This window comes from Mesorhizobium sp. 43Arga (assembly GCF_053714255.1).
Map to the genome: position 1 here is coordinate 19,062 of NZ_JBSKBO010000003.1, position 25,882 is coordinate 44,943.

Here is a 25,882-nt window from a genome sequence, read left to right on the forward strand (position 1 = left end):
CTTGTCAATCACAAAGGCATCCGGTACGCCCCGCTCATGACAGTTACCGTTCGTTTCGCCCCGTCACCGACCGGCCGCATCCATATCGGCAATGCGCGCACCGCTCTGTTCAACTGGCTGTTTGCCCTGAACAACAAGGGCCGCTTCATCCAGCGCTTCGACGACACCGACATTGGCCGCTCGAAGCAGGAATTCGCCGACGCCATCCTCTATGACCTGCATTGGTTGGGCATTTTCCCGGATGCCACCGAATATCAGTCGCGGCGCTTCGAGATCTATGACGCGGCGGTCGAGCGGCTGAAGGCCGCGGGCGTTCTGTACGCCTGCTACGAAACGCCGGAAGAACTCGATCTCAGGCGCAAGGTGCGCCGCACGCGCGGCCTGCCGCCCGTCTATGGCCGCGAGGCCTTGGCGCTGACACATGAGCAGGTGGCCGAATACCAGACCGATGGCCGCCGGCCGCACTGGCGGTTCCTGCTGCCCAATTTCACTGGGGACCCACTCCAGCCCGAACGCACTGAGGTTCACTGGAACGATCTGGTGCGTGGCGAGGAGAGGGTCGATCTCGCTTCGCTCTCGGATCCGGTCCTGGTGCGGGAGGACGGCACCTATCTCTACACGCTGCCATCCGTCGTCGATGACATCGAGATGGGCGTCAGCCACGTCATCAGGGGTGACGACCATGTCACCAACACCGGCGTGCAGATCGCCCTTTTCAAGGCGCTGGGCGCCGAGCCGCCTGTCTTCGGCCACCACAATCTCTTGACCACCGTTTCGGGCGAGGGGCTGTCGAAGCGCACCGGCGCACTCTCCATCGAAAGCCTGCGCGAGGACGGCATCGAGCCGATGGCCGTCGCGTCGCTTGCCGTGCTGGTCGGCACCTCGGAGAATGTCGCGGCCGCGCATGACCTCACCGAACTCGCCGGCCATTTCGACCCAGCCGCGACCTCAAAATCGTCGGCCAAGTTCGATCCGGACGAACTGTTCGTGCTCAACCGCGCGCTGATGCACCATATGCCGTTCGACGAGGCGCGCGACAGGCTGCTGGTGCTCGGCATCTCCGGCGAACAGGCCGAGCCGTTCTGGCTGGCGGTGCGCGGCAATCTCGACCGGCTCTCCGATGCGGTGGGCTGGTGGCGCATCCTGCGCGAGGGGCCGCAGGATAGACCGGAGTTCTCCGACGACGATCGTGACTTCCTTGGACAGGCCTTCGAAGTCCTGCCCGAAGAGCCCTGGAACGGAACGGTCTGGAAGGACTGGACCGGCAAGATCAGGGAAGCGACAGGGCGCAAGGGCAAGGGGCTGTTCATGCCGCTAAGGCTTGCCCTTACCGGACTGCCTTCGGGGCCGGAGCTTGCAGATTTATTGCCGCTGATGGGTCGGGAAGGAACGTTGGCCCGACGACCCTGACCTTGCGCTGCTCCGGCGGCAGTGCGGATACGGGCGACGTCACCGGCTTGGCGGAAAGCCGTTTGACGGCTTCGCGGTTGAGCCCGCCATCCCTGTTGGCCAGGGTTTCCGGATCGGCGCCCGGATCGGGCTTGGAGGCCGGCACGGGAACCAACGGTGCCGCCTCCGTTTGCGGCAGCGATTGTTGCGGCGGCGGGTTGCCGCCAATGATCTGAAAATTCTGCGCGGCATTGCAGCCGCAGGCCGGCGGCCGCGACATGTTGGACTGCTTGTAGAGATAGGCGGTCGGCAACTCGCTGTAGGGCCTGCCGGTGACCGATGACGTCATCGAGGCCGAATCGTCGTCCATGCCGCGCGAATAGAAGACCTGCATTTCGGTGCCGGGGCAACTCGATTCGCAATTCTTCTGGTCGCGCTCGAAATCGCCGACCGTGGCGGCATTCGACATCGGGAAGAAGTAGCCGTCGCAGGTGCGCACGCAGGTGGTGTGGAACTCGCCGCCTGTGCCTGGAAAGTCCGGAATGCCGGGCAGGTTCAGGACGCCGCGGACATTGCGTTCCTCACCCGGATCGTCCGGCTGGTCAGGCGTGTCGCTGGGCTCGTTGTCGCCGAAAAGCTGCTCGAACAGGTTGGCGTTGCCGTCCTCTTCTCCACGGTCGGCTTCCTGCAGCGGCGCGCGGCGTGGCGCAACCGCATCGTCCCGGCAGCCATTGGCGTCCAGCGCGGCCAGGATGCGGCCACGGTCGCGACGCGAACCGCCGCCACCGGCGAGTTGGGCACGCTTGGCCTGGAGACTGTCGAGATTGGCGTTCATGCGGTCGATGGTGGCGTTGAGCCCGGCGCATCGATTGATGTTGCGGGAAAACAGCGAAAATCCGCAACCGGCGCTGTCCGCCTGTTCGCGGGCCTTGGAGATCTGTTCGCGCTGCCGGTCGATCGCGGCACCGTATTTGCGGATCATCGCCGGACCACCGCCGCCGCCACGCGAAGCCGCGGCAAGATCGGCCTCCAACTGGCGGCAGACACGCGAGGCGGCCTGTGGCTCGGTGATGGCGGCGCCGGCCAGCAGGAGGCCAAGCAGCATGGCAGCATGCGCCCGCTTCAACCCTCCGCTTGTCATCCGCCTCAATCCCGCTGGCTTGTGCCCGCCAAGCTACCCCGTTGCCGGTTAATCGTCTATTTCGGATGGTTGTCAGAACTTGTAGTTCATGCCGATCTTGACCGTGCTGAACTTGTTATCGAACTCGGTGTTGCTGCCGCCGTAATCGATGGTCTGGTCGCGCAGATCGACATAAAGATACTCGACATTTGCCGACCAATGATCGGTAAATGCCTGTTCCAGTCCTGCGCCGAGAGTCCATCCAGTTTTGGTGCCCTTTTCCGAAAAGCTATTGAAAGGCCCGTCAAGGTACCGGTTTTCAACGCTTCCGTAAGCAAGGCCACCGGTCCCATAGATCAAGGTGTTGTTGAACGCATATCCGGCGCTGGCGCGCAGCGTTCCAAACCAGTCCACCTTGGTATCGTATGTATCGCCGCGAACGCCGACATTGATTTCGCCCGAGTGTCCCTTGATGTCCGCGCCAGCAATGTCAGCTTCGACGCCGAGAACCAGGGAATTGATCTGGTAGTTATAGCCGACTTGAACACCACCCAGGAATCCGTCGATGTCGTAGTCCTGGCTTGCCTGAAACGTTGGCGTGTTGGGTGAACTGAAAACCGCGTCGGTCCTGCCGAAACCATAGCCGATCTGCCCGCCGACATAGACGCCTGACCAGTCATGGGCGGTTGCGGGCTCGGCACTGATAGCATCCGCGGCCAGAGCTTGTCCGCCGATCAGCGACAGCAACGCGGATGCGAGCAACAGGCCCTTCATGACGTCCTCGCCGTCAAATCAGATGCGCAACCATATCAGGTCGGCTTCCCCAGCGAAATCCGCTTCCGGCCAACGCTGAATTTCCGCAATCGCAAGTTGCCGGTCCGCAACACCCCGATTTGCAATGGTTGTCACCGGCACATGCGGGTGCTGCCCGCAAGGCCGGGCCGAGCCTGCTGATGCCGGCTTCGGCCTAGTCCAGATTGACGATGGCCTGTGCCTTGTGCGCGGCCTCGACCACGGCCAGCGCCGTCATGTTGACCACACCGCGCGACGTGACCGAGGGCGTCAGTATGTGCGCAGGCTTGTCGGTGCCGAGCAGGATCGGACCGACATGCAGCGCATCCATCATGGCGCGCAGCGCCGTCAGTGTGATGTTGGCCGAATCGAGGTTCGGGAACACCAGCAGATTGGCTTCGCCCTTCAGCCGCGAATGCGGATAGACGCGCTGGCGCAGGTGCTCGGACAAAGCGGAATCGGCATGCATTTCGCCGTCGCACTGCAGTTCCGGCGCGATGCGCGCCAGGATTGCCGCCGCCTGGCGCATCTTGAGCGCGCTTGGTGAATCGCGCGAACCGAAATCCGAATGCGACAGTAGGGCCGCCTTCGGCTCGATGCCGAAGCGCTGGATTTCCTCGGCCGCCAGCACGGTCATCTCGGCGATCTCCTCGGCCGTCGGGTCGACGGAGACGTGCGTGTCGGTGAGGAAGATGATGCCGCGCTGCGAGATGAGCATGGACAGCGTCGACAGGTCATAGTCCTTGATGCCCGCGCGAGGGCCAATGATCAGGGTCACATTGCGCAGATGCCGCTCGAAGCGCCCTTCAAGGCCGCAAACCATGGCGTCGGCGTCGCCGCGCTTCAGCGCCAGCGCCGCGATCACCGTGTTGTCGGTGCGCACCATGGTACGCGCGGCCTCCGTCGTGACACCTCGCCGGCCGGCGAGTTCGATCAAAAGGTCGACATAGTGGCGATAGCGCGGATCGTCCTCAGGGTTGATCAGGCCGAAATCGACGCCCGGCTTGATGCGCAGCCCGTAGCGCTTCAGCCTGACCTCGATGACATGCGGGCGGCCGATCAGGATCGGCTCGGCGATGCCTTCCTCGAGCACCACCTGGGCGGCGCGCAGCACGCGCTCATCCTCGCCGTCGGCATAGATGACGCGCTTGGCGCTCGATGCCTTGGCGGACGAGAATACCGGCTTCATCACCAGGCCGGAGCGGAAGACGAAACGGTTGAGCTTGTCGATATAGGCGGCGAAGTCTGTGATCGGCCGCGTCGCCACACCGGTGTCGCAGGCGGCCTTGGCTACGGCCGGCGCAATGCGCAGGATCAGCCTTGGATCGAAGGGCGAGGGGATCAGGAAATCGGGCCCGAAGATCGGCGTCTCGCCCGAATAGGCGCGCGCAGCGACGTCCGAAGGCTCTTCGCGAGCAAGCGCGGCGATGGCCCGCACCGCAGCCATCTTCATCTCTTCATTGATGGCGCTGGCGCCGCAATCGAGCGCACCGCGGAAGATATAGGGGAAGCACAGGACATTGTTGACCTGATTGGGAAAATCGGAGCGGCCGGTGCAGATCATGGCATCGGGACGCGCCGCGCGCGCCACTTCCGGCATGATCTCGGGATTGGGATTGGCCAGTGCCAGGATCAGCGGTTTTGGCGCCATGTGCTGCAGCAGTTCCGGCTTCAGCACGCCTGCCGCAGAGAGGCCGAGGAAGACATCGGCGCCCGGGATGACATCGGCCAGCGTGCGCGCCTCGGTATCCTTCACATAGGGGTCTTTCCAGCGATCCATCTCTTCGGTGCGGCCCTTGTAGGCGACGCCGAAACGATCGGTGACCCAAATGTTTTCGATGCGCACGCCGAGCGAGACCAAAAGGTTCAGGCAGGCAAGGGCGGCGGCACCGGCGCCGGAGGTGACGACCTTGATGTCCGAGATCGTTTTGCCGGCGAATTCCAGTCCGTTGAGCACGGCGGCAGCGACGATGATGGCGGTGCCATGCTGGTCGTCGTGGAACACCGGTATACCCATGCGGGCTTTCAGCCGCTCCTCGACCTCAAAACACTCCGGCGCCTTGATGTCCTCGAGATTGATGCCACCGAAAGTCGGTTCGAGAGCGGCGACGGTCTCCACCATGCGCTCGATCTCGGGGGCGTCGATCTCGATGTCGAAGACGTCAATACCGGCGAATTTCTTGAACAGGACCGCCTTGCCTTCCATGACCGGCTTGGACGCCAGCGGGCCGATATTGCCGAGGCCGAGCACGGCCGAGCCGTTTGAGACGACGCCGACAAGGTTGGCGCGCGCGGTGTAGTCGGCGGCGGTTGCCGGATTGTCGCGGATCTCCAGGCAGGGGGCCGCCACGCCGGGCGAATAGGCGAGCGCCAGATCGCGCTGGTTGCCGAGCGGCTTGGTGGCCTGGATCTCGAGCTTTCCAGGCGTCGGGTGCTTGTGGAAGTAGAGGGCGGCTTCGTCGAGGTCCGAACGTGCCGTTTTCTTGTTCTCGCCTTCCATGCGGCCGCTCCTTCGAAACCTGTGTCGGGAGTCCTTTTAGCATGCGGCCAAGATTTTTCGCGACGCTAATTGACGCGCCGGCAGCCTTAAGTGGCGACGCGTCAAAAATCACCAGATGTCAAATGCTTACGGTCGTTTCATGCCAGATGAGTCGCGCCGTTTCGCTGGTCTTTCGATCAGAAGGCGCTGACGTAGAGACCGCCATCGACCGGTATATTCTGGCCCGTGAGATAGCCGGCATGGACCGAACAGAGGAAGGCGCAGATCTGGCCGAATTCCTCCGGCGTGCCGAGCCGCTTGGCCGGCACATCGGCGCTGATGCGGGTCTTGCGCGAGGCTGCCGCGGCAGGGTCCTCGACGGTGCCAGCCTCGTGCGGGCCGCGCAGACGGTCGGTGTCGAGCTTGCCGGGCAACAGGCTGTTGATGGTGACGTTGCGGTCGATCACCGTCCGCGCCACGCCGGCGAGGAAGGAGGTCAGGCCCGCGCGCGCGCCCGACGACAGGTCGAGACCTGGAATGGGGACATAGACCGACAGCGAGGTGATGTTGACAATGCGGCCGAAGCCACGCTTCGCCATGCCGTCGAGGACGGCCTGCACCAGCTCGATCGGCGTCACCATGTTCTGGGTCACGCCTTCGAGGATTTTCGCGCGATCGAGTTCGCGGAAATCGCGCAGCGGCGGCCCGCCATTGTTGTTGACCAGGATGTCGGGTTCCGGGCAGGCGGCGAGCAGCGCCTTTTGCACTTCCGGCTTCGAGACGTCGCCGACGACTTCCGTCACCGTCACGCCGTAACGCGCGCGCAGCTCCGCGGCGGTCTTGGCCACCAGTTCGGCGTTGCGGCCGTTGACGACGATATCGCAACCGGCCTCGGCCAGCGCCATGGCGCAGCCTTTTCCGAGCCCCTTGCTCGAAGCGCAAACGATGGCCTTCTTACCGCGGATACCAAGATCCATGACGATTTCTCCTGTGATTTGGCCGGCAAGCTAGTCCTTAGGCTGGACCAATCGCAACCGTCATACGGTTGTTGCATGAATCGGGGCATAGGCTGCGCGAAAGCAAGGGTGAAAATCGCGATGTCAGGCCAAGAGCCCCGCACTTTCCGCAGCATGTTCATTTCCGACGTCCATCTCGGCTCGAAGGCGGCGAAGGCCGAGTTCCTGATCGATTTCCTGCGCTACCACGACGCCGACATCATCTATCTGGTCGGTGACATCGTCGATGGCTGGCGGCTGCGGCGCAGCTGGCACTGGCCGCAAAGCCACAACGACGTCGTGCAAAAATTGCTGCGCAAGGCGCGCAAGGGCGCGTCGATCACCTATATCGCCGGCAATCACGACGAATTCGCCCGCCAGTTCCAGGGCGTGCATTTCGGCGGCATCGTCGTCGCTGACCGCGCCATCCATGAGACGGCCGACGGCAAGCGCCTGCTCGTCATCCATGGCGACCAGTTCGACACCGTCGTCCACAACCAGCGCTGGCTCGCCTATCTCGGCGATCACGCCTATGACGCGGCGATGATCGTCAACCGAGTGGTGACGCGGCTGCGCCAATTGCTCGGCCTGCCTTACTGGTCTTTCTCGTCCTGGGCCAAGGTCAAGGTCAAGAAGGCGGTCAACTTCATCGGCTCGTTCCAGACCGTGCTGACCGAGGAAGCCCGCCGCTCGCATGTCGACGGCGTCATTTGCGGCCACATCCACCACGCCGCGATCGAGAATTTCGATGACGTGCGCTATATCAACACCGGCGACTGGGTGGAAAGCTGTACGGCCGTGGTCGAGCACTTCGATGGCCGCATGGAGATCCTGACCTGGGCGCAGGTGCTGCCGGAGTCGTTTGACGAACCTTTCATCCCGATGCTCATTGAGGATCGGGTCGGGCAGGCGGCCTGACGCGAAGGCCGCTACGAATTTTAAGCGTCAATCGATTGGTCCAGCCGGTTTCGCCCGGTTTTCTGCCATGTTAAGGGATCGATCCACGTCGCCGGCCGATCGAGCGCGGCGTAATTGGATCGATTCATGTCCCTCCCGCCGCTTTCGCCAGAACAGCTCGTCAAGCCGCGCCATTTCGAACTGCGCATGAGCCTGATCTTCGCGACATTGTTCGTGTCGCAAGGCACGCATCTGCCGTATTTCCCGCTCTGGCTCCAGGCGAAGGGTTTCGGCGCCGAACAGATCGCCGTGATCCTTGCCGCACCGATGTTCCTGCGCGTTGTGACGACGCCGATGCTGACGGCGCTTGCCGACCGGGCGAAGGACCGCGCCAACGTCTATATCGCGCTGGTCGCGGCAACGATGATCATCTCGGCCGGCTATTTCCTGCCGGCAACCTATGCGATCGTGCTGGTCGTATCGCTGCTTTTGACGATCGTCTGGACGCCGCATTCGCCAATGGCCGATTCGCTGGCGTTGTCCGGGGTGCGCCGTTTCGGCTCGAACTATACCGCCATGCGCAAATGGGGCTCGATCTCCTATCTCTGCGCCAATGTCGTGGGCGGCTTCATCCTGACGGCGGCCGGCGCCAAAGCCGTGCCGGTGATCATATTCCTGGCGCTTGCCACGGCGCTTGTCGCCGCCCTGTTCGCGCCGCGGATGGGGCGGCCGCGCAAGGCCTCGCCGTTGTCGGCCGCGGAAATCCAGCAAGCGGCGCCGAGCCTGTTCAATGCCTATTTCCTCTATTTCACCTTTGGCGTCGGCATCATCACCGCCAGTCATGCCTTCCTCTACGGCTTCGTTTCCATCTACTGGAAATCGATCGGCATCAGCGATTCCGTCGTCGGCCTGCTGTGGGCCTGGGGCGTGGTATCCGAAGTCTGCATGTTCCTGTTTTTCAACCGTATTTTCGCCTCCGTGTCGGTCGTCAAGGTGATGGTGATCGCCGGTATCGGCTCGATCGTACGCTGGATCATCTTTCCACTGGTATGGCCGCTCGGCCTTGGCATTGCCGGCTTCTTCGCCGTGCAGTCGCTGCATTCGGTGTCTGTCGCCATGGTGCTCATCGGCCTGCAGAGAATGATCGCCGAGACCGTCTCCGAAGAGCGCACGGGGGCGGCGCAAGGCATCGCCTATTTCTTCAACGGCTTCTTCATGGCCGCCGTTACGCTGGCTTCCGGCCCGCTCTATGACCGTCTCCGCGTCGATGGGTTCCTGGTGATGATCCCGATCGCGATCGTCGGCCTGGTGCTGATCGGACTTGCCGCGCGCTCAGCCCCAAAGCGCCCGGTCCGGCGGGGAGACGAGCGAACCCTGGTAGACGAGACCCGGCACACGGTCGCGGGCAAGTAGCAACGGACCGTCAACGTCGACGAAATCGGCGTCCTGGGCAAGCAGCACCGCCGGCGCCATCGCCAGCGACGTGCCGACCATGCAGCCGACCATGACGCCAAAACCCAGTTCGCGGGCGCGGTCGCGCAGCATGAGCGCTGCCGTCAGTCCGCCGGACTTGTCGAGCTTGATGTTGACGGCGTCATAGAGACCGGCCAGGGTTTCCAGGTTCTTCGCCTCATGCACGCTTTCATCGGCGCAGATCGGCACCGGATGGGCGATGTGGCGCAGGATTTCGTCCCGGCCAGCGGGCAGGGGCTGTTCGACCAGCGCAATGCCTTGTTCTGCGGCAAAAGCGAGGTTCGCGACAATGTTGTCGTCGGTCCAGCCCTCATTGGCATCGAGGATGATTCGGCTCTGAGGCGCAGCTTCCGTCACAGCGCGAATCCGCGCCATGTCGTTGTCGCTGCCGATCTTGACCTTCAGCAAAGGCCGGCCTGCATTGGTGCGGGCCTGTGCGGCCATCGCCTCGGGCTCGCCAAGCGACAGCGTGTAGGCGGTCTCCAGCGCACGCAGCGGCGCCGGCCAGATTGCGTTGGCCACCGGCTTGCCGCTGATCTTGGCTTGGAGGTCCCACAGCGCACAGTCGACGGCGTTGCGGGCGGCTCCCGCCAGCATTGCGTCGAGCAAAGCGGTGCGGTCGATGCCATCGACGATCCGCTCGCGCATGGCCTCGATCGCGTCGCGCACACCGTCCATGGTCTCGCCGTAGCGCTTGTAGGGAACGCACTCGCCGCGCCCGCTATGACCATCCTGGCTGATCGTGCAGGTGATGACCTCGGCCTCGGTCTTGGAGCCGCGCGAAATGGTGAAAGTGCCGGCGATCGGAAAACGTTCGGCCTCAACCGAAATGACACGCGCCATATTTTTCTGCTCCGGCTGTGCGAGAAGGGTTGTCGGCAAATCGACAAGGTCGGACCCATCAGGCTAAACAGGACGTCATGTTGACCATCGGCAAGCGCGACGCAAGCGGTAGATCCGCCTCGGAGGCTGACCACCAACCACGCGTGGCGGTCGGCGAGGAGGGTGGCGTACTCGGTTGCGCGTTCTCCGGAATCTGGACGACACGGACCGTGGCGCTGATCGACGCCGACATGCGCAAGATCGAGAAGCGAAGCGGTTTCAAGACTTTGGCGCTCGATCTTTCGAAAATCGAGAAGATCGATACCGCCGGCGCCTGGCTGATCGACCGGCTGGTCAGCGCCTTCGAGAAGAAGAATGTCGAGGTCCGGCTGCAAGGCCAGAGCGAGATCGCTGCCATCCTGCTCGACGCTGTCGGCGAGGCTGTCCGGCGCGAACCCGAATCCGGTCCGGCGCGGCCGCCCAACATCGTCATTCGCGCGCTGGAGGCGGTTGGCCGGCGCGTCTACGAGATGCGCGACGATTTCCTCGCCTCGATGAATATTCTGGGCGCCACCATCCGCGGCGCGCAGATGAAGCTCGGCCGTGGCCATGCCGTCAACCCGGCGGCGATCTTCAACCAGATCGACCGCATGGGCGTCGGCGCCATTCCGGTGGTGGTGCTGATGTCGGCGATCGTCGGCGCCATCGTCGCCCAGCAAGGCGCCTACCAGCTCAGCTATTTCGGCGCCGATATCTTCGTCGTCGACCTCGTCGGCGTGCTGATCCTGCGCGAACTCGGCGTGTTGATGACGGCAATCATGATCGCCGGCCGCTCCGGCAGCGCGATCACCGCCGAGATCGGTTCGATGAAGATGCGCGAGGAGGTCGACGCGCTGAAGGTCATCGGTCTCAATCCGATCGGCGTCCTGGTCTTTCCGCGCCTGGTCGCGCTGGTGATCGCCTTGCCGTGCCTGACGATCATCGCCAATTTTGCCGCACTTGGCGGCGGCATTGTCGCGGCCTGGCTATACTCCGATATTCCGCCCGCCGCATTCATCGACCGCTTGCGTGTCGCCATCGATCTCAGCACGATTTTCGCCGGTCTGATCAAGGCCCCGTTCATGGCCATGATCATCGGCACGATCGCTTCGGTCGAAGGCATGAAGGTCGGCGGCAGCGCCGAATCGCTCGGCCAGCACGTGACGGCCTCCGTGGTGAAGTCGATCTTCGTCGTCATCATCCTCGATGGGCTTTTCGCCATGTTCTACGCAGCGATCGAGTTCTGACACCATGGCGAAGGGCAATGGCATCAAGATGGAGGAAAGGGACGAGAGCGACATCGTCCTCTCGGTGCGTGACGTCACCGTTGCCATCGAGGACAAGCTGATCCTCGACAAGCTTTCGCTCGACATCAAGCGCGGCGAGATCCTGGGTTTCGTCGGTGCTTCGGGCGCCGGCAAGTCCGTGCTGTTGCGCACCATTCTCGGGCTGATGCCCAAGCAGTCGGGAACGATCAAGCTGTTCGGTGTCGACGTCGACAAGGCAAGCGATATCGAGCGGCTGCGCATCGATATGCGGCTTGGCGTGCTGTTCCAGCATGGCGCGCTGTTTTCGGCGCTGACCGTGCAGGAGAATGTGCAGGTGCCGATGCGCGAATATCTCGACCTGCCAAGGAAGCTGATGGACGAGCTGGCGCTGCTCAAGATCGAGCTGGTCGGTCTGCCGCCGGACGCGGCGCAGAAATTCCCGTCCGAACTCTCCGGCGGCATGATCAAGCGGGCGGCGCTTGCGCGCGCGCTGGCGCTCGATCCGGATATCGTCTTTCTCGACGAACCGACGTCCGGCCTCGATCCCATCAGTGCTGCCGAGTTCGACGAACTTGTCGTCAAGCTGCGCGACACCATGGATCTGACCGTCTATATGGTCACGCACGACCTCGACACGCTGTTTACCGCTTGCGACCACGTGGCGGTGCTGGGCAAGAAGAGAGTATTGGTCGAAGGCACCATCGACGACATGCTGAAGAGCGAGGAACCGTGGGTAAAATCCTATTTCCGCGGAAAACGCGCCCGGCAACTTGATCTTGCCGCGCGTGCATAGCCATAAGTGAAGCAATGGAAACCAGAGCCAACTACGTCATTGTCGGCATCTTCACGCTGGTTGCGATCCTGGCGGCGTTCGGCTTCGTCTATTGGACGGCGGCGATCGGTGACAGGGGCGAGACGACGCTGTTGCGTGTGCGTATTCCCGGTTCGGCTTCAGGCCTCGGCCGCGGCAGCTTCGTGCTGTTCAACGGCGTCAAGGTCGGTGACGTCAAGCGCGTCTATATCGACGTCGACAATCCGACTGTCGCCATCGCCGACACCGAGATCGACCGGCTGACACCGATAACCAAGTCGACGCAGGCCGATATCGGGCTTGCCGGCCTCACCGGGCAGGCCAATATCGAGCTCAAGGGCGCCGACCCCAAGGAAGTGAAACTCCTCGATCAGGCCGAGAAGGAAGGCAAGGTCGCCGAGATCGTCGCCAACCCTTCCGCGGTGACCAATCTGCTGCAGACGGCGCAGAACATCTTCAGCCGCGCCGACAAGGTGCTGTCCGAACTCGAGGGCTTCACCAGGGATGTTCGCGGGCCTCTGACGCAGACTGTGCAGAACGTGCAGACATTCTCCGATGCGCTGGCCAGGAATTCCGACGGCATCGACAAGTTCCTGTCCAGCGTCAGCGCGCTGTCCGAAGAACTGAAGGGCGTGTCCGGCAAGCTCGACGGCACGCTGAAGGCGGCGGAAGGCCTGCTCAATGCCGTCGACAGGGACAAGATCAAGAGCATCGTCGCCAATGTCGATACGGTGACCGCGAACCTCAAGCAGACATCGCAACAGCTCGACGGCGTGATCAAGAATGTCGATACGGCGGTCGGATCCGTCAATGATTTCGCCAAGCAGACGCAAGGCACGCTGGCCAAGGTCGACGGCGTGCTCGACGGCGTCGACCCGGCGCAGGTGCGTGCGGCTCTGGCCAACATCCAGAAGGCCAGCGAAAACGCCAACAAGGCCGCCGCCGACATTGCCGTGGTGACCAACAAGTTCGCCAATCGCGCCGACGATATCGACCAGACGATCAAGGATGCCAAGCAATTGGCCCAGCGGCTCAACGATGCCTCGGTGCGTGTCGACGGCATCCTTGCAAGGGTCGACACCTTGCTCGGGTCGGGGCAGGCCGACGGCGTGATGGCCGATGCCCGGGAGACGCTGAAGTCCTTCAAGCAGGTTGCCGATACGCTGAATGCGCGGCTAGGCGTCATCACCGACAATCTGGCGCGCTTCTCGGGTCAGGGCCTGTCGAATGTCGAGGCGCTGGTGCAGGACAGCCGCCGCTCGATCACCCGCATCGAGGAAGCGGTCACGGATCTCAGCCGCAATCCGCAGCGTATCCTTTCGGGTGGCGAGGGCGAGGTTCGGCAATTCGACGGCAGGGTGCGGCGTTGACTTCGACGTCTGCTCGCCCCAAGAACATGATCCGCGGATGCGGGTTGATCTTACGATCCGGGGACAACGGGGATCGCGTGTGAAGTCGGTGTGGGTGAGAACGGGTGGATTGACACCGGCTGCGGCGCTGCTTGCGCTATCGCTTGCCGGCTGTGCGGTATTGGGCGGCAAGCCAGCGCCGCTCGACACATTCGAGCTTTCGGCTCCGTCGGTTGACGCCCATGGCCATAGCCGCAAGCAAATCCTGATCGCTCAGCCGTCGGCGCTCAAGGCGCTGGACAGCCAGAACATCGTCATCAAGCCGTCCGACCGCTCGATCCAGTATCTCAAGGGGGCGCAATGGGCCGACCGCCTGCCGCTGATCGTGCAGGCGCGGCTGGCGGAGACGTTCCAGCGCTCCGGCAGCTTTGCCGGCGTCGGCAAGCCAGGCGAGGGCCTGGCGATCGACTACCAGGTGATCGTCGAGATCCGTTCCTTCGAAGTGAGTGTCGACGGCGGCGAACATGCCGAGGTCGACCTGTTCGTGCGCCTGCTCAACGATCGCAATGGCGAGGTGCGCGCTTCCAAGAGCTTCACCGCGTCCGCACCCGTTTCAGGCAACGGCAATCCTGCCTATATCAAAGCGCTCGACAGCGCGTTCGGCGATGCCGCCAGGCAGATCGTTCGCTGGACCGATTCGGTGATCTGAGCGCAATCCCGCCAGACGCTTCAAACTACAAGCGGTCGAAGGCTTCCGGCCGCAGCTTCCCCGTCGTCATCAGGTGCTGCAGCGTGTAGGTTACCGACAGCGCATCGTCGAGCGCGTCATGTCCCTGCAATGGCGGATGTTCGACGCCATAATAGTCCGCAAGCTTGTTGCTCGGCGTCCGCGCCAGATCCTCGATCGGCATCCCGGCCGCGATCAGCAGCTTGACGGCATTGTCGAACCGGGTGGCGGGAATAGAAGGCTGAATGCCCGCGACATAGCAGCTGATGGCCATCATGTTCAGTTCGTCCTTGCCCCAGGACCACAACCGCGCGCCATCGCAAAAGCGATCGACCCCGGCAAGGGCGTCTCCGAGTGCAACCCCCTCGGTCTCGATGTCGTCAGGCGTGATGCCGGTCAGTTGAGTGAAGAACGGGTCGAGTTCGTATCTCCTGCCAAACCGGTCGATCGGTCTGATATAGGCCTTGTGCGTACCGAGCAGCGGAAAGCCGTCTTCGAGACCGAGCCTGACCGCGCCGATCTGCGCAATGACCGGGTCCGGATCGTGGGCCGCGCACCAAAATCTGCGTTGCGACCCCTCCAGGCAGAGAAACTCGCAGTCGAATATGATTGCCGTCTTCACGGTCGGAACCCTTTTTGGCGAGGGTCAGGCAGCGGTAGTGGTCTTCGCGCTGCCGGGAAATCGGATTATATGCTGCGAGCTTATCCTCGCATCCATTGGCTCGTAGAACCGGTGTGATGGTTCGTCGCGTGACGGAGCCAAGGGCAGGCGGGACTATGGCCCCGCCTATTCAATTGCAGGCTAGTGCAGGCGCCCGCTGGCGTGGGCCAGCATGGTGTAGACCTTGCCGGTGTCGGACGTCAGGTAGGTCTGCGCCATGATGTTGTCGCGGTCGTTGCGCGAGACATCCTTGAGCAGCTTCTCGAAGTCGTCGCAGTAACGGTCGACGGCGGCGCGGAATTCGGCTTCGCCCTGATACTTGCGGCGGATTTCGTCGAATGTCTGCTGGCCCTTCAGCGTGTAGAGCCGGCGCGTGAACACGTCCCGCTCGCCGCGCCGATAGCGGTTCCACAGCTCGATCGAAGCATCGTGATCTATGGCGCGTGCGATGTCGACGGAGAGCGAGTTCAGCGATTCCACGACATGCAGCGGCGAGCGCTGGGCAGGGGCCGCGCGCGGTGCTTCCGCGGGCGTCGAGGGTGCTGCCGCCGGCCTGAGATCCGCCTCGTTCGATGCCGCGGTCAGGAGGTCACGCACCCAGCCGCCCTGCGGCGTGCGGGCGCCGGCGTCAGGACGCTGGCGCGGCTCGGCCGGACGCTCGATGTCGAGCGTGCCGCGCAGTGCCGTGCCGCCCAGCGGCGCCTGTGGCGTGCGAAGCTCCGGCTGCGGAGCCGGCGCGCGGCGCGGTGGTTCGGCGGGACGTGCCGCCGGCGCTTGCGGGGCCGGGCGCAGATTGCGTGGCTCCGAGGTATCGCCGCCGCCGCGACCGGACTTCGCGACGATGTCCGAAAGCTCCTTCAGCGCGTTGATCTGCTCGGAAACGGCGCGGCGGATGGCGGAGGTCGATTCCTTCGCTTCTTCCGGCATCTCGATGACGCCCTTCTTGAGCTCGGCGCGGGTGAGGTCGAGTTCGCTCTTGATCGAGCTCGCGGTGCGCCGCATCTCATCGGTGGCATCGGCGAAGCGCTTGGTTGCCGAATCGACCACGTCGGTGATGGCGTTGCGGATCTTGTCGGCCGACTCCATCGTCTTGCCCTCGGCATTCTGCAGTGTCTGGCCGACGAGGTTTTCGAACGAGCGCATGACCCTTTCGAGATCTTCCGACTTCTTGACCAGGCCGACGGCGAGGTCTTCGAGCGACGACTGCCTTTCCAGCGTGTGCTCGAGGTTGCTCTGGGCCGAGCTCAACAGATCCGAGGCGCTGGCCAGCAGGCGGCTGTGTTCATCGAACTTGGTGGCGATCGAGGCCACTTCGCGCAAGGTCGACGATGACAGTTCCGTCAGCCTTGTGGTGTTCGAATCGACCAGACGCGCCGAGCTGGCAAAGGTCTGCGCCGCCTTTTCGGTTGTCGCCGCGAAGCTCTGCGTGCTGCCGGTCAGGCGTTCGTCGACCTGGCCGAGATTGACCGCGGCCTGCTCGATAAGCTGGCCGAGCTGCGAGCTGGACTTGGTCATGCGGCCGATGAGATCGGCAACGCTGTCGGACAGCGACGAGCGGGCGCCTTCGACCGCCGACAAGGTCTCGGCGGTGCGGTTGGCGAGCGCGTTGACCAGGGCGGCATTTTCGCTGCGCAGCTTCTCGGTGGCGCGCTCGGTGACCTCTTCCATGCTCTTTTGCAGTTCCGAGCCGCCCTGGGCGAAGCGCTCGACCAAGGGCCGCGCGGTTTCGTCGAGGATCTTCGACATTTCGGCCGACCGCGCCGCGAGCATGGTGTTCAGTTCGCGGGTGTTGGCGCCGATCGTCTTGGCGGCATCGTTGGTGCTCTGGCCGATATGCTGGCCAACAGCAGTGAAGGTCTCTGCGATCACATTGGCGCGCGAAACGAGTTGCGCCTCGGCGCTCGACACCTGCTCGTTGAGCCTCTGGCCCATTGTTTCGGTGGTGTGGGCGAGGCGGTTCTCGACGCTGGCGATCTGTTCCTCGACACGGGCGGCCGCGGCCGCCGCGGTCGACGCAAGACGCTCGTCGGCGCCGGCAAGTGCCTGCTCGATTTCGCGGGCGTGCACGGCCAGTTCCTGGCCGGTCTGGCGCGCACGGTCGGCGACCTTCTGCTCGGTGCTGGCGAAAGCGCCGACGATGGTCTGCGCATGCTCACCGATCGTCGAAGAGCTGTCGGCGATGCGCGAGACCAGGCGCTGGTCGGCCTCGTCGAAGATGCGGCCGATTTCCGACGCACGGCTGGACAGCGCGTCCGAGCCTTCGGCGATGCGCGAGACCAGTTGCTGGTCGGCGGCATCGAAGATGCGGCCAAGGTCCGATGCGCGGGCGGCCAGAGCCTCGGCCGATTCGCCGATGCGCATGCCGAGGCGCTGGTCGGCGCTTTCGAAGTTGCGCAGGATGTCGCCGGCGCGGGCGGCCAGCGATTGCGCCGTCTCGACGGCGCGCGCGACCAGTTTCTGGTCGGCCGCGTCGAATGTGCCGGCGATCTCGCTTGCACGCGCCGCCAACTGGTCGGCGGTGTCCTGGGCGCGGGCGGCGAGCTTCTGGTCCGCCTGCTCGAAGGTGCCGGCGATCTCGCCGGCACGGGCGGCCAGCTGATCGGCGGTTTCGTGGGCACGCGCCAGCAGCGAGCTGGAGGTGTCGTCCGCACGGGCGAGCAAGGCGTTGGACGTATCTTCGGCGCGGGCGTGGAGGCGGCGATCGGCTTCCTCGAAGGTGCGGGCGATGTCCTCGGCTCGTGCCAAAAGCGCCGCGGAGGTCTGTTCGGCGCGCTCGGCGATCTTGCGGTCGGCGTCGCTGAAGGCCGCGCCGGCCTGCTCATGCAGCGTGCTGGTCACTTCCAGGACCTTTTCGCGCAAGGCGCCGGCGACGAAGACCGCGCTCTTTTCGAGCACGCTGCGGACATTGTCGACGCCGGTCGAAAGCGCGCGCTCCATGGTTCCGGCGCGTTCCTCGATGACGCCGGTCTGACGGCTGAACGCCTGCTCGATCTTCTCCACGTCGGCGGCAATGGCGGCCGAAATGTCGGTGCTCCTGGCAGCGATCTGGTCGATATGGCCTGACAGCGAGCGGTCGACGTCCTTGCGCGTCTCGGCGAGCTTGCCGAGATCGTCTTCCAGCGCGCGGCTCAGCATGTTGCGGCCTTCGGCCAGCTTGCCGACATGGCCCGCGATGATGCCGTCGATATCGCCGCGGCTTTCACTCAGCTTCTGCAGGTCTGCCTCGAGGGCGCGCTTGAGAATGTCGCGGCCTTCGGCGAGCTTCTCCACCTGGCCGGCGACAAGACCGTCGATGCTCGACCGGCTCTCGGCGAGCTTCGCGAGATCGGCTTCGAGGGCGCGTTTGAGAACATCGCGGCCTTCGGCCAGTTTCTCCACCTGGCCGGCGACCAGGCCGTCGATGCTCGAACGGCTTTCGGCCAGCTTGGCGAGATCGTCCTCGAGCGCCCTGGACAGGGTCGAGCGTTCCTGGACAAGCCTGTCGGCATGGCTGTTGACCAGGCCGCTGACGCTCTCGAGGTCGGTTTCCAGCGCCTTCGACAGCGTCGAGCGGTCCTGGACGAGCCGCTCTGCATGGCTGTTGACCAGGCTGTTGACGCTGTCGAGGTCGGCTTCCAGTGCCTTCGACAGGGTCGAACGATCCTGGACGAGCCGTTCGGAATGACTGTTGACGAGGCTGTTGACGCTTTCGAGATCGGCTTCGAGCGCCCTGGCGAACTGGGTGCGGTCGTCGACCAGCTTCTGCGACTGGTCGGCAACGGTGTTCTTGATGGTGTTGAGGTCGGCTTCGAGGGCGCGCTTTAGAATGTCGCGGCCTTCAGCCAGTTTCTCGACCTGACCTGCGACCAGCCCGTCGATACTGGAGCGGCTGTCGGCCAGCTTGGCGAGGTCGTCTTCGAGAGCCTTCGACAAGGTCGAACGATCCTGAACCAACCTGTTCATGTGGTCGGCGATGACGCTGTTGACGTTCTGCAGGTCGGCTTCCAGGACCCGCGAAAGCTGTCCGCGGTCCTCCGCCAGCCTTTCTGACTGGCTCGATATGACACCCTTGATAGTGTTGAGGTCCGATTCCAGCGCACGCTTGAGAATGTCGCGGCCCTCGGCCAGCTTCTCGACCTGGCCGGCAACGAGGCCGTCGATGCTCGAGCGGCTTTCGGCCAGCTTTGCAAGGTCGGCTTCGAGCGTCTGTGACAGCAGGCTACGGTCACTGGCAAGCCTTCCCGAATGATCGTCGAGCAGGCCCCTGATGCCCGAGAGGTCGTCCTCGAGCGAACGGCCGAGCAGGCTGCGGTCTTCGGCAAGCTTTGTCGAATGCGCCTCGATCAGGCTCTTGATGCCGGCGATATCGTTTTCCAGGGCCTTGGCGAGCACCGCGCGGCCCTCGGCGATCTTCTCGACCTGACCGGCGACCAGTCCGTCAATGCCGGCGCGGCTGTCGGACAATTTGCCGAGATCGGCTTCCAGGGCGCGCGACAGTATGTTGCGGCCCTCGGCGAGCTTTCCGACGTGTCCGGCGACCATTTCATCAATGATCGTACGGGCTTGCACGAGCTTTCCGGAGTCTTCGTTGAGAGCTTGCGAAAGCCGGTTGCGGCCTTCTTCCAGCCTTTCGAGGTGGCTACCGAGCGACGCGTCTATGGCGGCGCGAGATTCGTTGACCTTGCGCAGGTCCTCCTCGAGGGCGCGCGCGATCAGGCTACGGCCTTCGGCCAGCTTCTGCACCTGGTTGGTCACCGCAGCATCGATGCCGTCGCGGCTTTCGGCGAATTTCTCCAGGTCCGCCTGCATGGCGGCGGCCATGCGCTCGCGGCTTTCGGACAGCTTGCGGCTGTGGTTTTCCACGGCTTCCTCAATGCCGACACGGGCGTCGGCGAGCCGCTGGATGTCGCTGTCGAAGGAACGCGAGACGACATGACGCGCCGCTTCCATGCGACCGGCAAAGTCGCTGGCGCGAGCCTCCAGCATGCTCGATGTCGAGGTGACGATGTCGGCCATGTCGGCGCCGATCTGGGTCTTGCCCTGGTCGATCATCGCGGCCAGCGTGTCCTTGCTCTCGGCGAAGGTGTGGGCGATTTCGCGGGCGCGCTCGACCAGCGTCTCGTTGATCTGGCGGGCGCGGGCCTCGAGCGCGGCGTTGAGCTTCTGCGTGCCGGTGTCGAGCGCCTCGGCGCGGGTCTGGAATTCGCTGATCAGCGCCTGGCCGCGTTCGGCCAGCGTGCGCTCGATGCCGTTGAGGCTGGCCTCGAATTCTGAATTGAGGGTGCGCGCGGCGCCGCCGAGCAGCGAAACCATACCGGTGGTGCGATCGTCGAGCAGATCGGTCAGCGACCGGGTCAGGCCGTCCGTCGTATCCGTCAGCTTGGCGATGCGCGTGTCAAGCAGGCTGGCGAACGCCTCGCCGGAGGTCGACAGCTTGTCGGTGATGGTGTCGAGCCGGCCTTCGACCGAATCGAAGATCGACATCGAGCTTTCATTGATGCGGTCGATGAGCGTGTCGCCGGAATTGGTGATTGTCATCGACAGCTTGGTCGACGCATTGAGGATGGAGTCGCGGATGATGTCGCTTGCGGCGCCGATTTCATCCCTGAGCGTCTCATGCGCACCGGAAATCGAGGCGCGGACGCGCTCGGCATGGGTGACGACCGCCTCGCGCTCGCTGCCGAGCCCGTCGACGAGCGAACGGATGCGGGTTTCGTTTTCCGAATAGGAGCGCTCGATCTGGTTGACTTCGCTGTGGACCAGCGTTTCCAGTTCCACGGCGCGGGCCAGCGTGCGTTCGATGCCTTCGCCCATGGCCGCCACCTCGCGGCGAACGGCCTGGCCGATCATCATGACGCGATCCTGCGCCATGTTTTCCGGCTCGGTCAGGCGGAAGGCCACTTCCGTCATCGACTGGGCGGCAATGCGCATGTCCTGGGCGCGGCGAATCATGGCCGCGAAGGCCCAGAACAAGATGATCGGCACGATCGCCGCGACGGCGAGCCCAATCAGCTCGGGACGGGCGAGGAACTGGTCGAGGGTGCGGATCCTCCAGATGCTCGGTCCGAACAGCAGGTTGGCGAGCCCGCCGGCGCCCGCGATCCAGGCGAGCGAGACAAAGGCGACGATCCAGTAGACGGTGTTGGAGGCGCGCCTGTTGAGGCTGTGCAGGAGGGTCTTGTAATCCTTCTGGCGATCGTCATTGGCCGGCGCAAAACCCGTGGGCTGCGTGCCATTGCCATTGCCGTTGCGTGTCTCCACGGGGCGCAGTTCGGCGGGCTTGGCCTTCGGCGCGGAATTCGCGGGCTGATTGGCGATGGGGGCCTGATTGGCGGCAGGTGCCGGCTTCTGGTTGCGTCCCTCGCGTGCCAGCTCGTCGGCGGCCTGGGATATCTGCGCTTCCAGATCTTCCATCGAAGCCGCGATGTCGAGATCACCGCTGCCGATATCGCCGCTGAGGTCAAGATCGAGCGCTTTTTCCAGTTCCCTGGCCACGTCGCTGTCGAGATTTCTCGTCGTCGTCGTCGTTGGTTTCTTTGCCATGCCTTCGCTACCCTGTACTAGCTGCCGCGGGCTTATAATTGTCTTTGTCGTACCCCCGCGCAGGAGGCTGAAAATGGACCCTCGTATCGTAATGACACAGGGGGGTAAAGAAAACATGCATTCCGCGGGATACGTAAAACTTTAAATATAGGGTTAACGGAAGCGTGATTTGAGCGCCGTTTTCGCAACATTTTTCCGGGCCATCCATTAACCCGTTGTCCATTGGATTCGCCTAGTTTTCGGGCGGCCGAAGCAAACGGAGTTCGAGTTCATGCGTGGCGAAAGCGGCATTGCCTTCTCAATGCCCGGAGGCGACGTCTCGGGAACCAGACAGTCCCGACCGGTCGATTTGGCACACCTTGCCCGGCAGACGATGGGCGACCGCGCCCTCGAGCAAGAGGTGCTAGCGCTGTTTGTACAGCAGGCGCTGTCGGTACGCGACAAAATAGTCGATGCAGATCTCAAGGACCGGCTTCTGCTGGCGCATGGGTTGAAGGGGTCCGCTCGCGGCGTCGGCGCCTTTGCCATCGCCGATTGTGCCACCGAGATCGAGCGGCAGCCGGAAGACGGCCAGACCCTCAAGCGGCTCGGCAAACTGATCGACGAAGTGCGCGATTTCATCGCCGCCATCAATCGCTGACCCGGTTTTTGGAAAAACGTCACCGAGCGGCGCTTTCGCGCGGCAGTTGACTTGTCTGCCGGAGTGATTATCTCGGCGGAAACTCCCTTCAGGTGACAAATGACCAAGCTGACCTTCTTCGCCCATGACGGCACACAATTCGACGTGGACGCCGAAAACGGCTCGACGGTCATGGAAAACGCCATCCGCAACGCCGTGCCGGGGATCGAGGCGGAGTGCGGTGGCGCCTGTGCCTGCGCCACCTGCCATGTCTATGTCGACGAAGCGTGGACGGCGGAAGTCGGCGAGCCGGAAGCGATGGAAGAGGACATGCTGGACTTCGCCTACGACGTCCAGCCGAACTCGCGGCTGTCCTGCCAGATCAAGGTGCGCGACGCGCTCGACGGCCTGGTGGTGCGCGTGCCGGAGCGCCAGGGCTGAAAAGCCGATTTTTCCAGCTGCCGCTTGGCAGCGGGCCAGTGGTCATGCAGTCTCACGCCAATCAAGCAACGAGGCAGGGCGCATGACCGCGATCATCAGCACGGACGTTCTCATTGTCGGGGCAGGGCCTGTCGGCCTGTTCGCCGTGTTCGAGCTCGGCCTGTTCGACATGAAATGCCACCTGATCGACATCCTCGACAAACCCGGCGGCCAATGCGCGGAACTCTATCCCGAAAAGCCGATCTACGACATTCCCGGCTGGCCTTCGATCTCGGCGCAAGGGCTGGTCGACAAGCTGCTCGAGCAGATCCATCCCTTCAAGCCTGACTTCACCTATAACCGCATGGTCTCCAGCCTCGAAAAGCTGGAGGATGGCAGCTTTCGCGTCACCACCGACGAGAACGAGGTGTTCGAGGCCAAGGTGGTGGTGATCGCCGCCGGTGGCGGCTCATTCCAACCCAAACGCCCACCGATCCCAGGTATCGAGCCCTATGAGGGCAAGAGTGTCTTCTATTCGGTGCGCCGGATGGAGGATTTTCGCGGCCACGACCTTGTCATCGTGGGCGGCGGCGACTCGGCGCTCGACTGGACGCTCAACCTGCAGCCGGTGGCCAAGAGCGTGACGCTGGTTCACCGGCGCCCTGAATTCCGCGCGGCGCCCGACAGCGTCAACAAGATGTATGCCATGCAGGAGATGAAGCAGCTGGAATTCAAGGTCGGCCAGGTGACCGGCCTGACCGGCGCCGACGGCCAGCTGTCATCGGCCACCATCAAGGGTGGTCCGGATGGCGATATTGAAGTGCCATGCACCCGCATGCTGCCCTTCTTCGGCCTGACGATGAAGCTCGGGCCGATCGCGGAGTGGGGGATCAACCTCCACGAGAACCTGATCCCGGTCGACACCGAGAAGTTCCAGACCTCGGTGCCCGGCATTTTCGCGGTCGGCGACATCAACTGGTATCCGGGCAAGCTGAAGCTGATCCTGTCGGGCTTTCATGAGGTGGCGCTGATGGCGCAGGCCGCAAAGCGTATCGTCAGCCCCGGCGAGCGGATCGTGTTCCAGTACACGACCTCGTCGACCAGCCTGCAGAAGAAGCTCGGCGTAGTGGTGTAAGGAGCGCTTCTATTCCGCGAGGACGGGCGCGGTCGCCTCGTCGCGTCCGCGCAGCGCCTTTTCCGGCATCAGCATCATGGCGACAAGCGCCAGCACCAGGGTGATGCCGGCGGTGATGAAGATCATCACGAACGGCAAGGCTGATGTCAGCTGGATATGTGTCTGCGAGCCCTCGGCGGAGAGTGGCAGGCCATAGCCGAGCGCGACCGCGCCGAGCAGGGCGACGCCCAGCGCGCCACCCAGCGTACGCAGGAAGGTCAGCACGCCGGTCGCGACCCCGAGATGGGTTCGATCGACGGCGTTCTGGACAGAGACGGTCGCGACCGGGAATGTCGTTCCGCTGCCCAGGCCGATCAGGGTGGTCAGGATCTCGACCTCGAGCAGCGAGGCGTGTCCGGCAATGGCACTGAGCACGCCGATGGCGACAATGGCCAAGGTGATGCCGATCATGGCGATACGCTTGTAGTGCACGAAGCGGGGGATCAGGCGGCCGCTTGTAGCGGCGCCGGCGACCGTGCCAAGCAAAAGGCCGAGCATGGCCATTCCCGATTCGCTAACGGAGAGCCCGATCACGGTTTGCAGATAGACCGGCAGATAGACCGAAGCGCCGATATTGGCCGCCTGCAGCAGGAACATCGACAGCGCGCCGGCGAGCACGATCGGGTTGCCCAGCACTTCGAGCGAGATCAACGGTTCGGCGGCCCTCATCAGCCTTATTGCGAACAAGGCCCAGAACACGGCCGAACCGGCCACCAGTCCGAGGATTTCGCGCGAAAACCACGGATAGGTGCTGCCGCCCCAGTTGAGCGCCAGAAGCAGGAGGGCCGTGGCGATAACCAGAAGCACGGCGCCCAACCCGTCGATGCGGTGATGTTTGGCCGCGATTGGCAGCTTCTTCAGCGGCGTGTTGATGATCGCCATGGCCAAAAGCCCAAGCGGAATGTTGATCCAGAAGATCAGCGACCAGTGCAGATGCTCGGCAAAGGTGCCGCCCAGCAGTGGTCCGGCAATGCTGGCGACGGCCCAGGCGCCCGAGACCCAGGCCGCATAACGTGCGCGTTCGCGCGGCGGCACAAGGTCGCCGATCACGGTTTGGGCCAGCGCAAACAGGCCGCCGCCGCCGGCCCCCTGGATCGCACGCCCCATCACCAGCACGAACATGTTGGGGGCCATGGCGCTGACCAGCGATCCGACGAGGAAGATGAGGATCGCGGCGTAAATGGTCGGGCGGCGGCCATAGACGTCTGAAATCTTGCCGTAGAGTGGTGCCACGGCGGTCGCGGTCAGCAGATAGCCGGTGACCATCCAGGGCAGATACTCGGCGTGGCCGAGCGCCCGCGCGATCGTCGGCATGGCGGGTGCGATGATGGTCTGGTCGAGCGCTGCCAAAAGCATGGACAGAAGAACGCCGCCGATGATGGCGTTCTTCTCGCTTTCGGTCAGCGGCGTGGCGGCAGCCGCCATGCGCTGCTTGTCGACAGCCTGGTCCATGATCTTGTCCATGTGCTTTGCGCGCGGTCCGGGTCACCATTGGGCTTGCCTGGTGCGTTCGCCGCGCGATCCGTCGTGGTGCTCGTGCCTTGAGGGTTGTGCCTTGCCAACCCGTGATATGTCGTTCCGTTTAGGCCGATTTCGACTGCCATTCGAGAATTTTCGACGCTGGCACTAGGCTTCGGCTCGGTTGGCTTGCATCGGCGCCATTGCGTGCGTCGACGATATTCAGGGCGATGGCGGCAACTGGCCATTCTCGATGCGCTGGACGCGGTAGCGCATGAGCCGCAGGATACGGCTTTCGAAATTGACGCTTTCGACGCGATCGAACTGCACCTGGGCGCGGTCGTGCCTGGCGAGAATGGCGGCGGTGATCTCGGCCGCCTTGGCCTTGGCCGTACCGCAATCCGTCTGCGGATAGGTCGCCTTCAGCGCGTTTTCCAACTCGCGGCCATAGTTCTTGGCGATCTCGACATGGCGTTCTTCATGGCGCTTGATGTCGGCGGCAAGCGTGTCCCAGAACAGCTTCACGTCTGGATCCGCCTTGCGCGGGCGGCGCCATTCCGGAAGGATCACCTTGACCTTGACGGTCACGGCGGCGTCGGCGATCCGGCAGGAGTCAGCCTGCCTGGCGTAACTGACACGGGTCGTGAAGGCCATCTGGGTGGCGCCGGGGTGGCGCGAGCCCGTGCTTTTGACCTGCGGCCCATGTTTGGAGAGCTGCTTCTCGATGTCTTCGAGCGTGCTGCCGCCGATCGAGAAATAGCTGTATGTCTTCACCAGATTGGCCGCGCCCGCCGGAACAGCGGTCATAGCGAGCAGCAGCGCGCAAAGCAGGGATCGTTTCATCATATTGCCTCTTTACCCACCTTG

General features: G+C 63.6%; 19 protein-coding genes. 10 read left to right on the forward strand and 9 right to left on the reverse strand.

Annotation, left to right across the window (positions count from 1 at the left end; genetic code table 11):
* Nucleotides 1-36 precede the first annotated feature (36 nt).
* Nucleotides 37-1,410 (forward strand): glutamate--tRNA ligase, encoded by a 1,374-nt coding sequence (locus ACWGS8_RS12745; RefSeq protein ID WP_454581298.1) that lies wholly within the window; start codon nucleotides 37-39, stop codon nucleotides 1,408-1,410.
* On the opposite strand, the gene ACWGS8_RS12750 is transcribed toward ACWGS8_RS12745, so the two are convergent.
* The 4 genes from ACWGS8_RS12750 to ACWGS8_RS12765 form a co-directional block, all read right to left on the reverse strand.
* On the reverse strand, nucleotides 1,328-2,530 hold the full coding sequence (locus ACWGS8_RS12750; protein WP_454581299.1) for a DUF2865 domain-containing protein: 1,203 nt from the start codon (nucleotides 2,528-2,530) through the stop codon (nucleotides 1,328-1,330). The genes ACWGS8_RS12745 and ACWGS8_RS12750 overlap by 83 nt on opposite strands.
* Before the next feature lie 72 nt (nucleotides 2,531-2,602).
* Nucleotides 2,603-3,283, reverse strand: coding sequence for an outer membrane protein (locus tag ACWGS8_RS12755; protein ID WP_454581300.1), 681 nt, complete (start codon nucleotides 3,281-3,283; stop codon nucleotides 2,603-2,605).
* A gap of 193 nt (nucleotides 3,284-3,476) precedes the next feature.
* Complete coding sequence (locus ACWGS8_RS12760) at nucleotides 3,477-5,801, reverse strand: NADP-dependent malic enzyme (RefSeq protein WP_454581301.1); 2,325 nt, start codon at nucleotides 5,799-5,801, stop codon at nucleotides 3,477-3,479.
* A gap of 176 nt (nucleotides 5,802-5,977) precedes the next feature.
* Nucleotides 5,978-6,757, reverse strand: a complete 780-nt coding sequence (locus ACWGS8_RS12765; protein ID WP_454581302.1) for an SDR family oxidoreductase — start codon at nucleotides 6,755-6,757, stop codon at nucleotides 5,978-5,980.
* A gap of 120 nt (nucleotides 6,758-6,877) precedes the next feature.
* Here ACWGS8_RS12765 and ACWGS8_RS12770 point away from each other — a divergent pair, with 120 nt between their 5' ends.
* Together ACWGS8_RS12770 and ACWGS8_RS12775 are read left to right on the forward strand one after the other, a co-directional pair.
* A complete protein-coding gene (locus ACWGS8_RS12770; protein ID WP_244730335.1) occupies nucleotides 6,878-7,693 on the forward strand; it encodes a UDP-2,3-diacylglucosamine diphosphatase in 816 nt (271 codons plus the stop codon).
* Between the two features lie 126 nt (nucleotides 7,694-7,819).
* Nucleotides 7,820-9,085, forward strand: coding sequence for an MFS transporter (locus ACWGS8_RS12775; protein WP_454581303.1), 1,266 nt, complete (start codon nucleotides 7,820-7,822; stop codon nucleotides 9,083-9,085).
* Here ACWGS8_RS12775 and dgcA read toward each other — a convergent pair.
* On the reverse strand, nucleotides 9,005-9,988 hold the full coding sequence (gene dgcA / locus ACWGS8_RS12780; protein WP_454581304.1) for an N-acetyl-D-Glu racemase DgcA: 984 nt from the start codon (nucleotides 9,986-9,988) through the stop codon (nucleotides 9,005-9,007). The two genes, ACWGS8_RS12775 and dgcA, sit on opposite strands and share 81 nt — an antisense overlap.
* Nucleotides 9,989-10,065: 77 nt before the next feature.
* Here dgcA and ACWGS8_RS12785 point away from each other — a divergent pair, with 77 nt between their 5' ends.
* The 4 genes from ACWGS8_RS12785 to ACWGS8_RS12800 are packed head-to-tail and all read left to right on the forward strand — an operon-like array spanning nucleotide 10,066 to nucleotide 14,143.
* Nucleotides 10,066-11,253, forward strand: a complete 1,188-nt coding sequence (locus tag ACWGS8_RS12785; protein ID WP_454581305.1) for an MlaE family lipid ABC transporter permease subunit — start codon at nucleotides 10,066-10,068, stop codon at nucleotides 11,251-11,253.
* A gap of 4 nt (nucleotides 11,254-11,257) precedes the next feature.
* Nucleotides 11,258-12,067: an ABC transporter ATP-binding protein gene (locus tag ACWGS8_RS12790; protein WP_454581306.1), complete on the forward strand. Its 810-nt coding sequence runs from the start codon at nucleotides 11,258-11,260 to the stop codon at nucleotides 12,065-12,067.
* A gap of 14 nt (nucleotides 12,068-12,081) precedes the next feature.
* Entirely contained in the window at nucleotides 12,082-13,455 is a 1,374-nt protein-coding gene (locus ACWGS8_RS12795; protein ID WP_454581307.1) for an MlaD family protein, read from the forward strand.
* A gap of 37 nt (nucleotides 13,456-13,492) precedes the next feature.
* The gene (locus ACWGS8_RS12800) at nucleotides 13,493-14,143 is read left to right on the forward strand and encodes an ABC-type transport auxiliary lipoprotein family protein (RefSeq protein ID WP_454581308.1); all 651 of its coding nucleotides are present in this window, start codon (nucleotides 13,493-13,495) and stop codon (nucleotides 14,141-14,143) included.
* A 25-nt stretch (nucleotides 14,144-14,168) separates the two neighbouring features.
* Here ACWGS8_RS12800 and ACWGS8_RS12805 read toward each other — a convergent pair whose 3' ends face one another.
* Both ACWGS8_RS12805 and ACWGS8_RS12810 read right to left on the reverse strand, forming a co-directional pair.
* Complete coding sequence (locus ACWGS8_RS12805; RefSeq protein WP_454581309.1) at nucleotides 14,169-14,783, reverse strand: 3'-5' exonuclease; 615 nt, start codon at nucleotides 14,781-14,783, stop codon at nucleotides 14,169-14,171.
* A gap of 180 nt (nucleotides 14,784-14,963) precedes the next feature.
* The gene (locus ACWGS8_RS12810; protein ID WP_454581310.1) at nucleotides 14,964-21,344 is read right to left on the reverse strand and encodes a kinesin; all 6,381 of its coding nucleotides are present in this window, start codon (nucleotides 21,342-21,344) and stop codon (nucleotides 14,964-14,966) included.
* A gap of 271 nt (nucleotides 21,345-21,615) precedes the next feature.
* Between ACWGS8_RS12810 and ACWGS8_RS12815 the strand changes: the two genes are divergently transcribed.
* The 3 genes from ACWGS8_RS12815 to ACWGS8_RS12825 all read left to right on the forward strand — a co-directional run bounded on the left by ACWGS8_RS12815 (nucleotide 21,616) and on the right by ACWGS8_RS12825 (nucleotide 23,518).
* Nucleotides 21,616-21,984, forward strand: a complete 369-nt coding sequence (locus ACWGS8_RS12815; RefSeq protein ID WP_032930394.1) for an Hpt domain-containing protein — start codon at nucleotides 21,616-21,618, stop codon at nucleotides 21,982-21,984.
* Between the two features lie 99 nt (nucleotides 21,985-22,083).
* On the forward strand, nucleotides 22,084-22,404 hold the full coding sequence (locus ACWGS8_RS12820; protein ID WP_202354237.1) for a 2Fe-2S iron-sulfur cluster-binding protein: 321 nt from the start codon (nucleotides 22,084-22,086) through the stop codon (nucleotides 22,402-22,404).
* Between the two features lie 82 nt (nucleotides 22,405-22,486).
* Nucleotides 22,487-23,518 (forward strand): NAD(P)/FAD-dependent oxidoreductase, encoded by a 1,032-nt coding sequence (locus tag ACWGS8_RS12825; protein WP_454581311.1) that lies wholly within the window; start codon nucleotides 22,487-22,489, stop codon nucleotides 23,516-23,518.
* Nucleotides 23,519-23,527: 9 nt separating this feature from the next.
* Here ACWGS8_RS12825 and ACWGS8_RS12830 read toward each other — a convergent pair whose 3' ends face one another.
* Both ACWGS8_RS12830 and ACWGS8_RS12835 read right to left on the reverse strand, forming a co-directional pair.
* Nucleotides 23,528-25,009: an MDR family MFS transporter gene (locus ACWGS8_RS12830; RefSeq protein ID WP_454581753.1), complete on the reverse strand. Its 1,482-nt coding sequence runs from the start codon at nucleotides 25,007-25,009 to the stop codon at nucleotides 23,528-23,530.
* Nucleotides 25,010-25,237: 228 nt separating this feature from the next.
* Nucleotides 25,238-25,861 (reverse strand): DUF922 domain-containing Zn-dependent protease, encoded by a 624-nt coding sequence (locus ACWGS8_RS12835; RefSeq protein ID WP_454581312.1) that lies wholly within the window; start codon nucleotides 25,859-25,861, stop codon nucleotides 25,238-25,240.
* Between the last annotated feature and the right edge of the window lie 21 nt (nucleotides 25,862-25,882).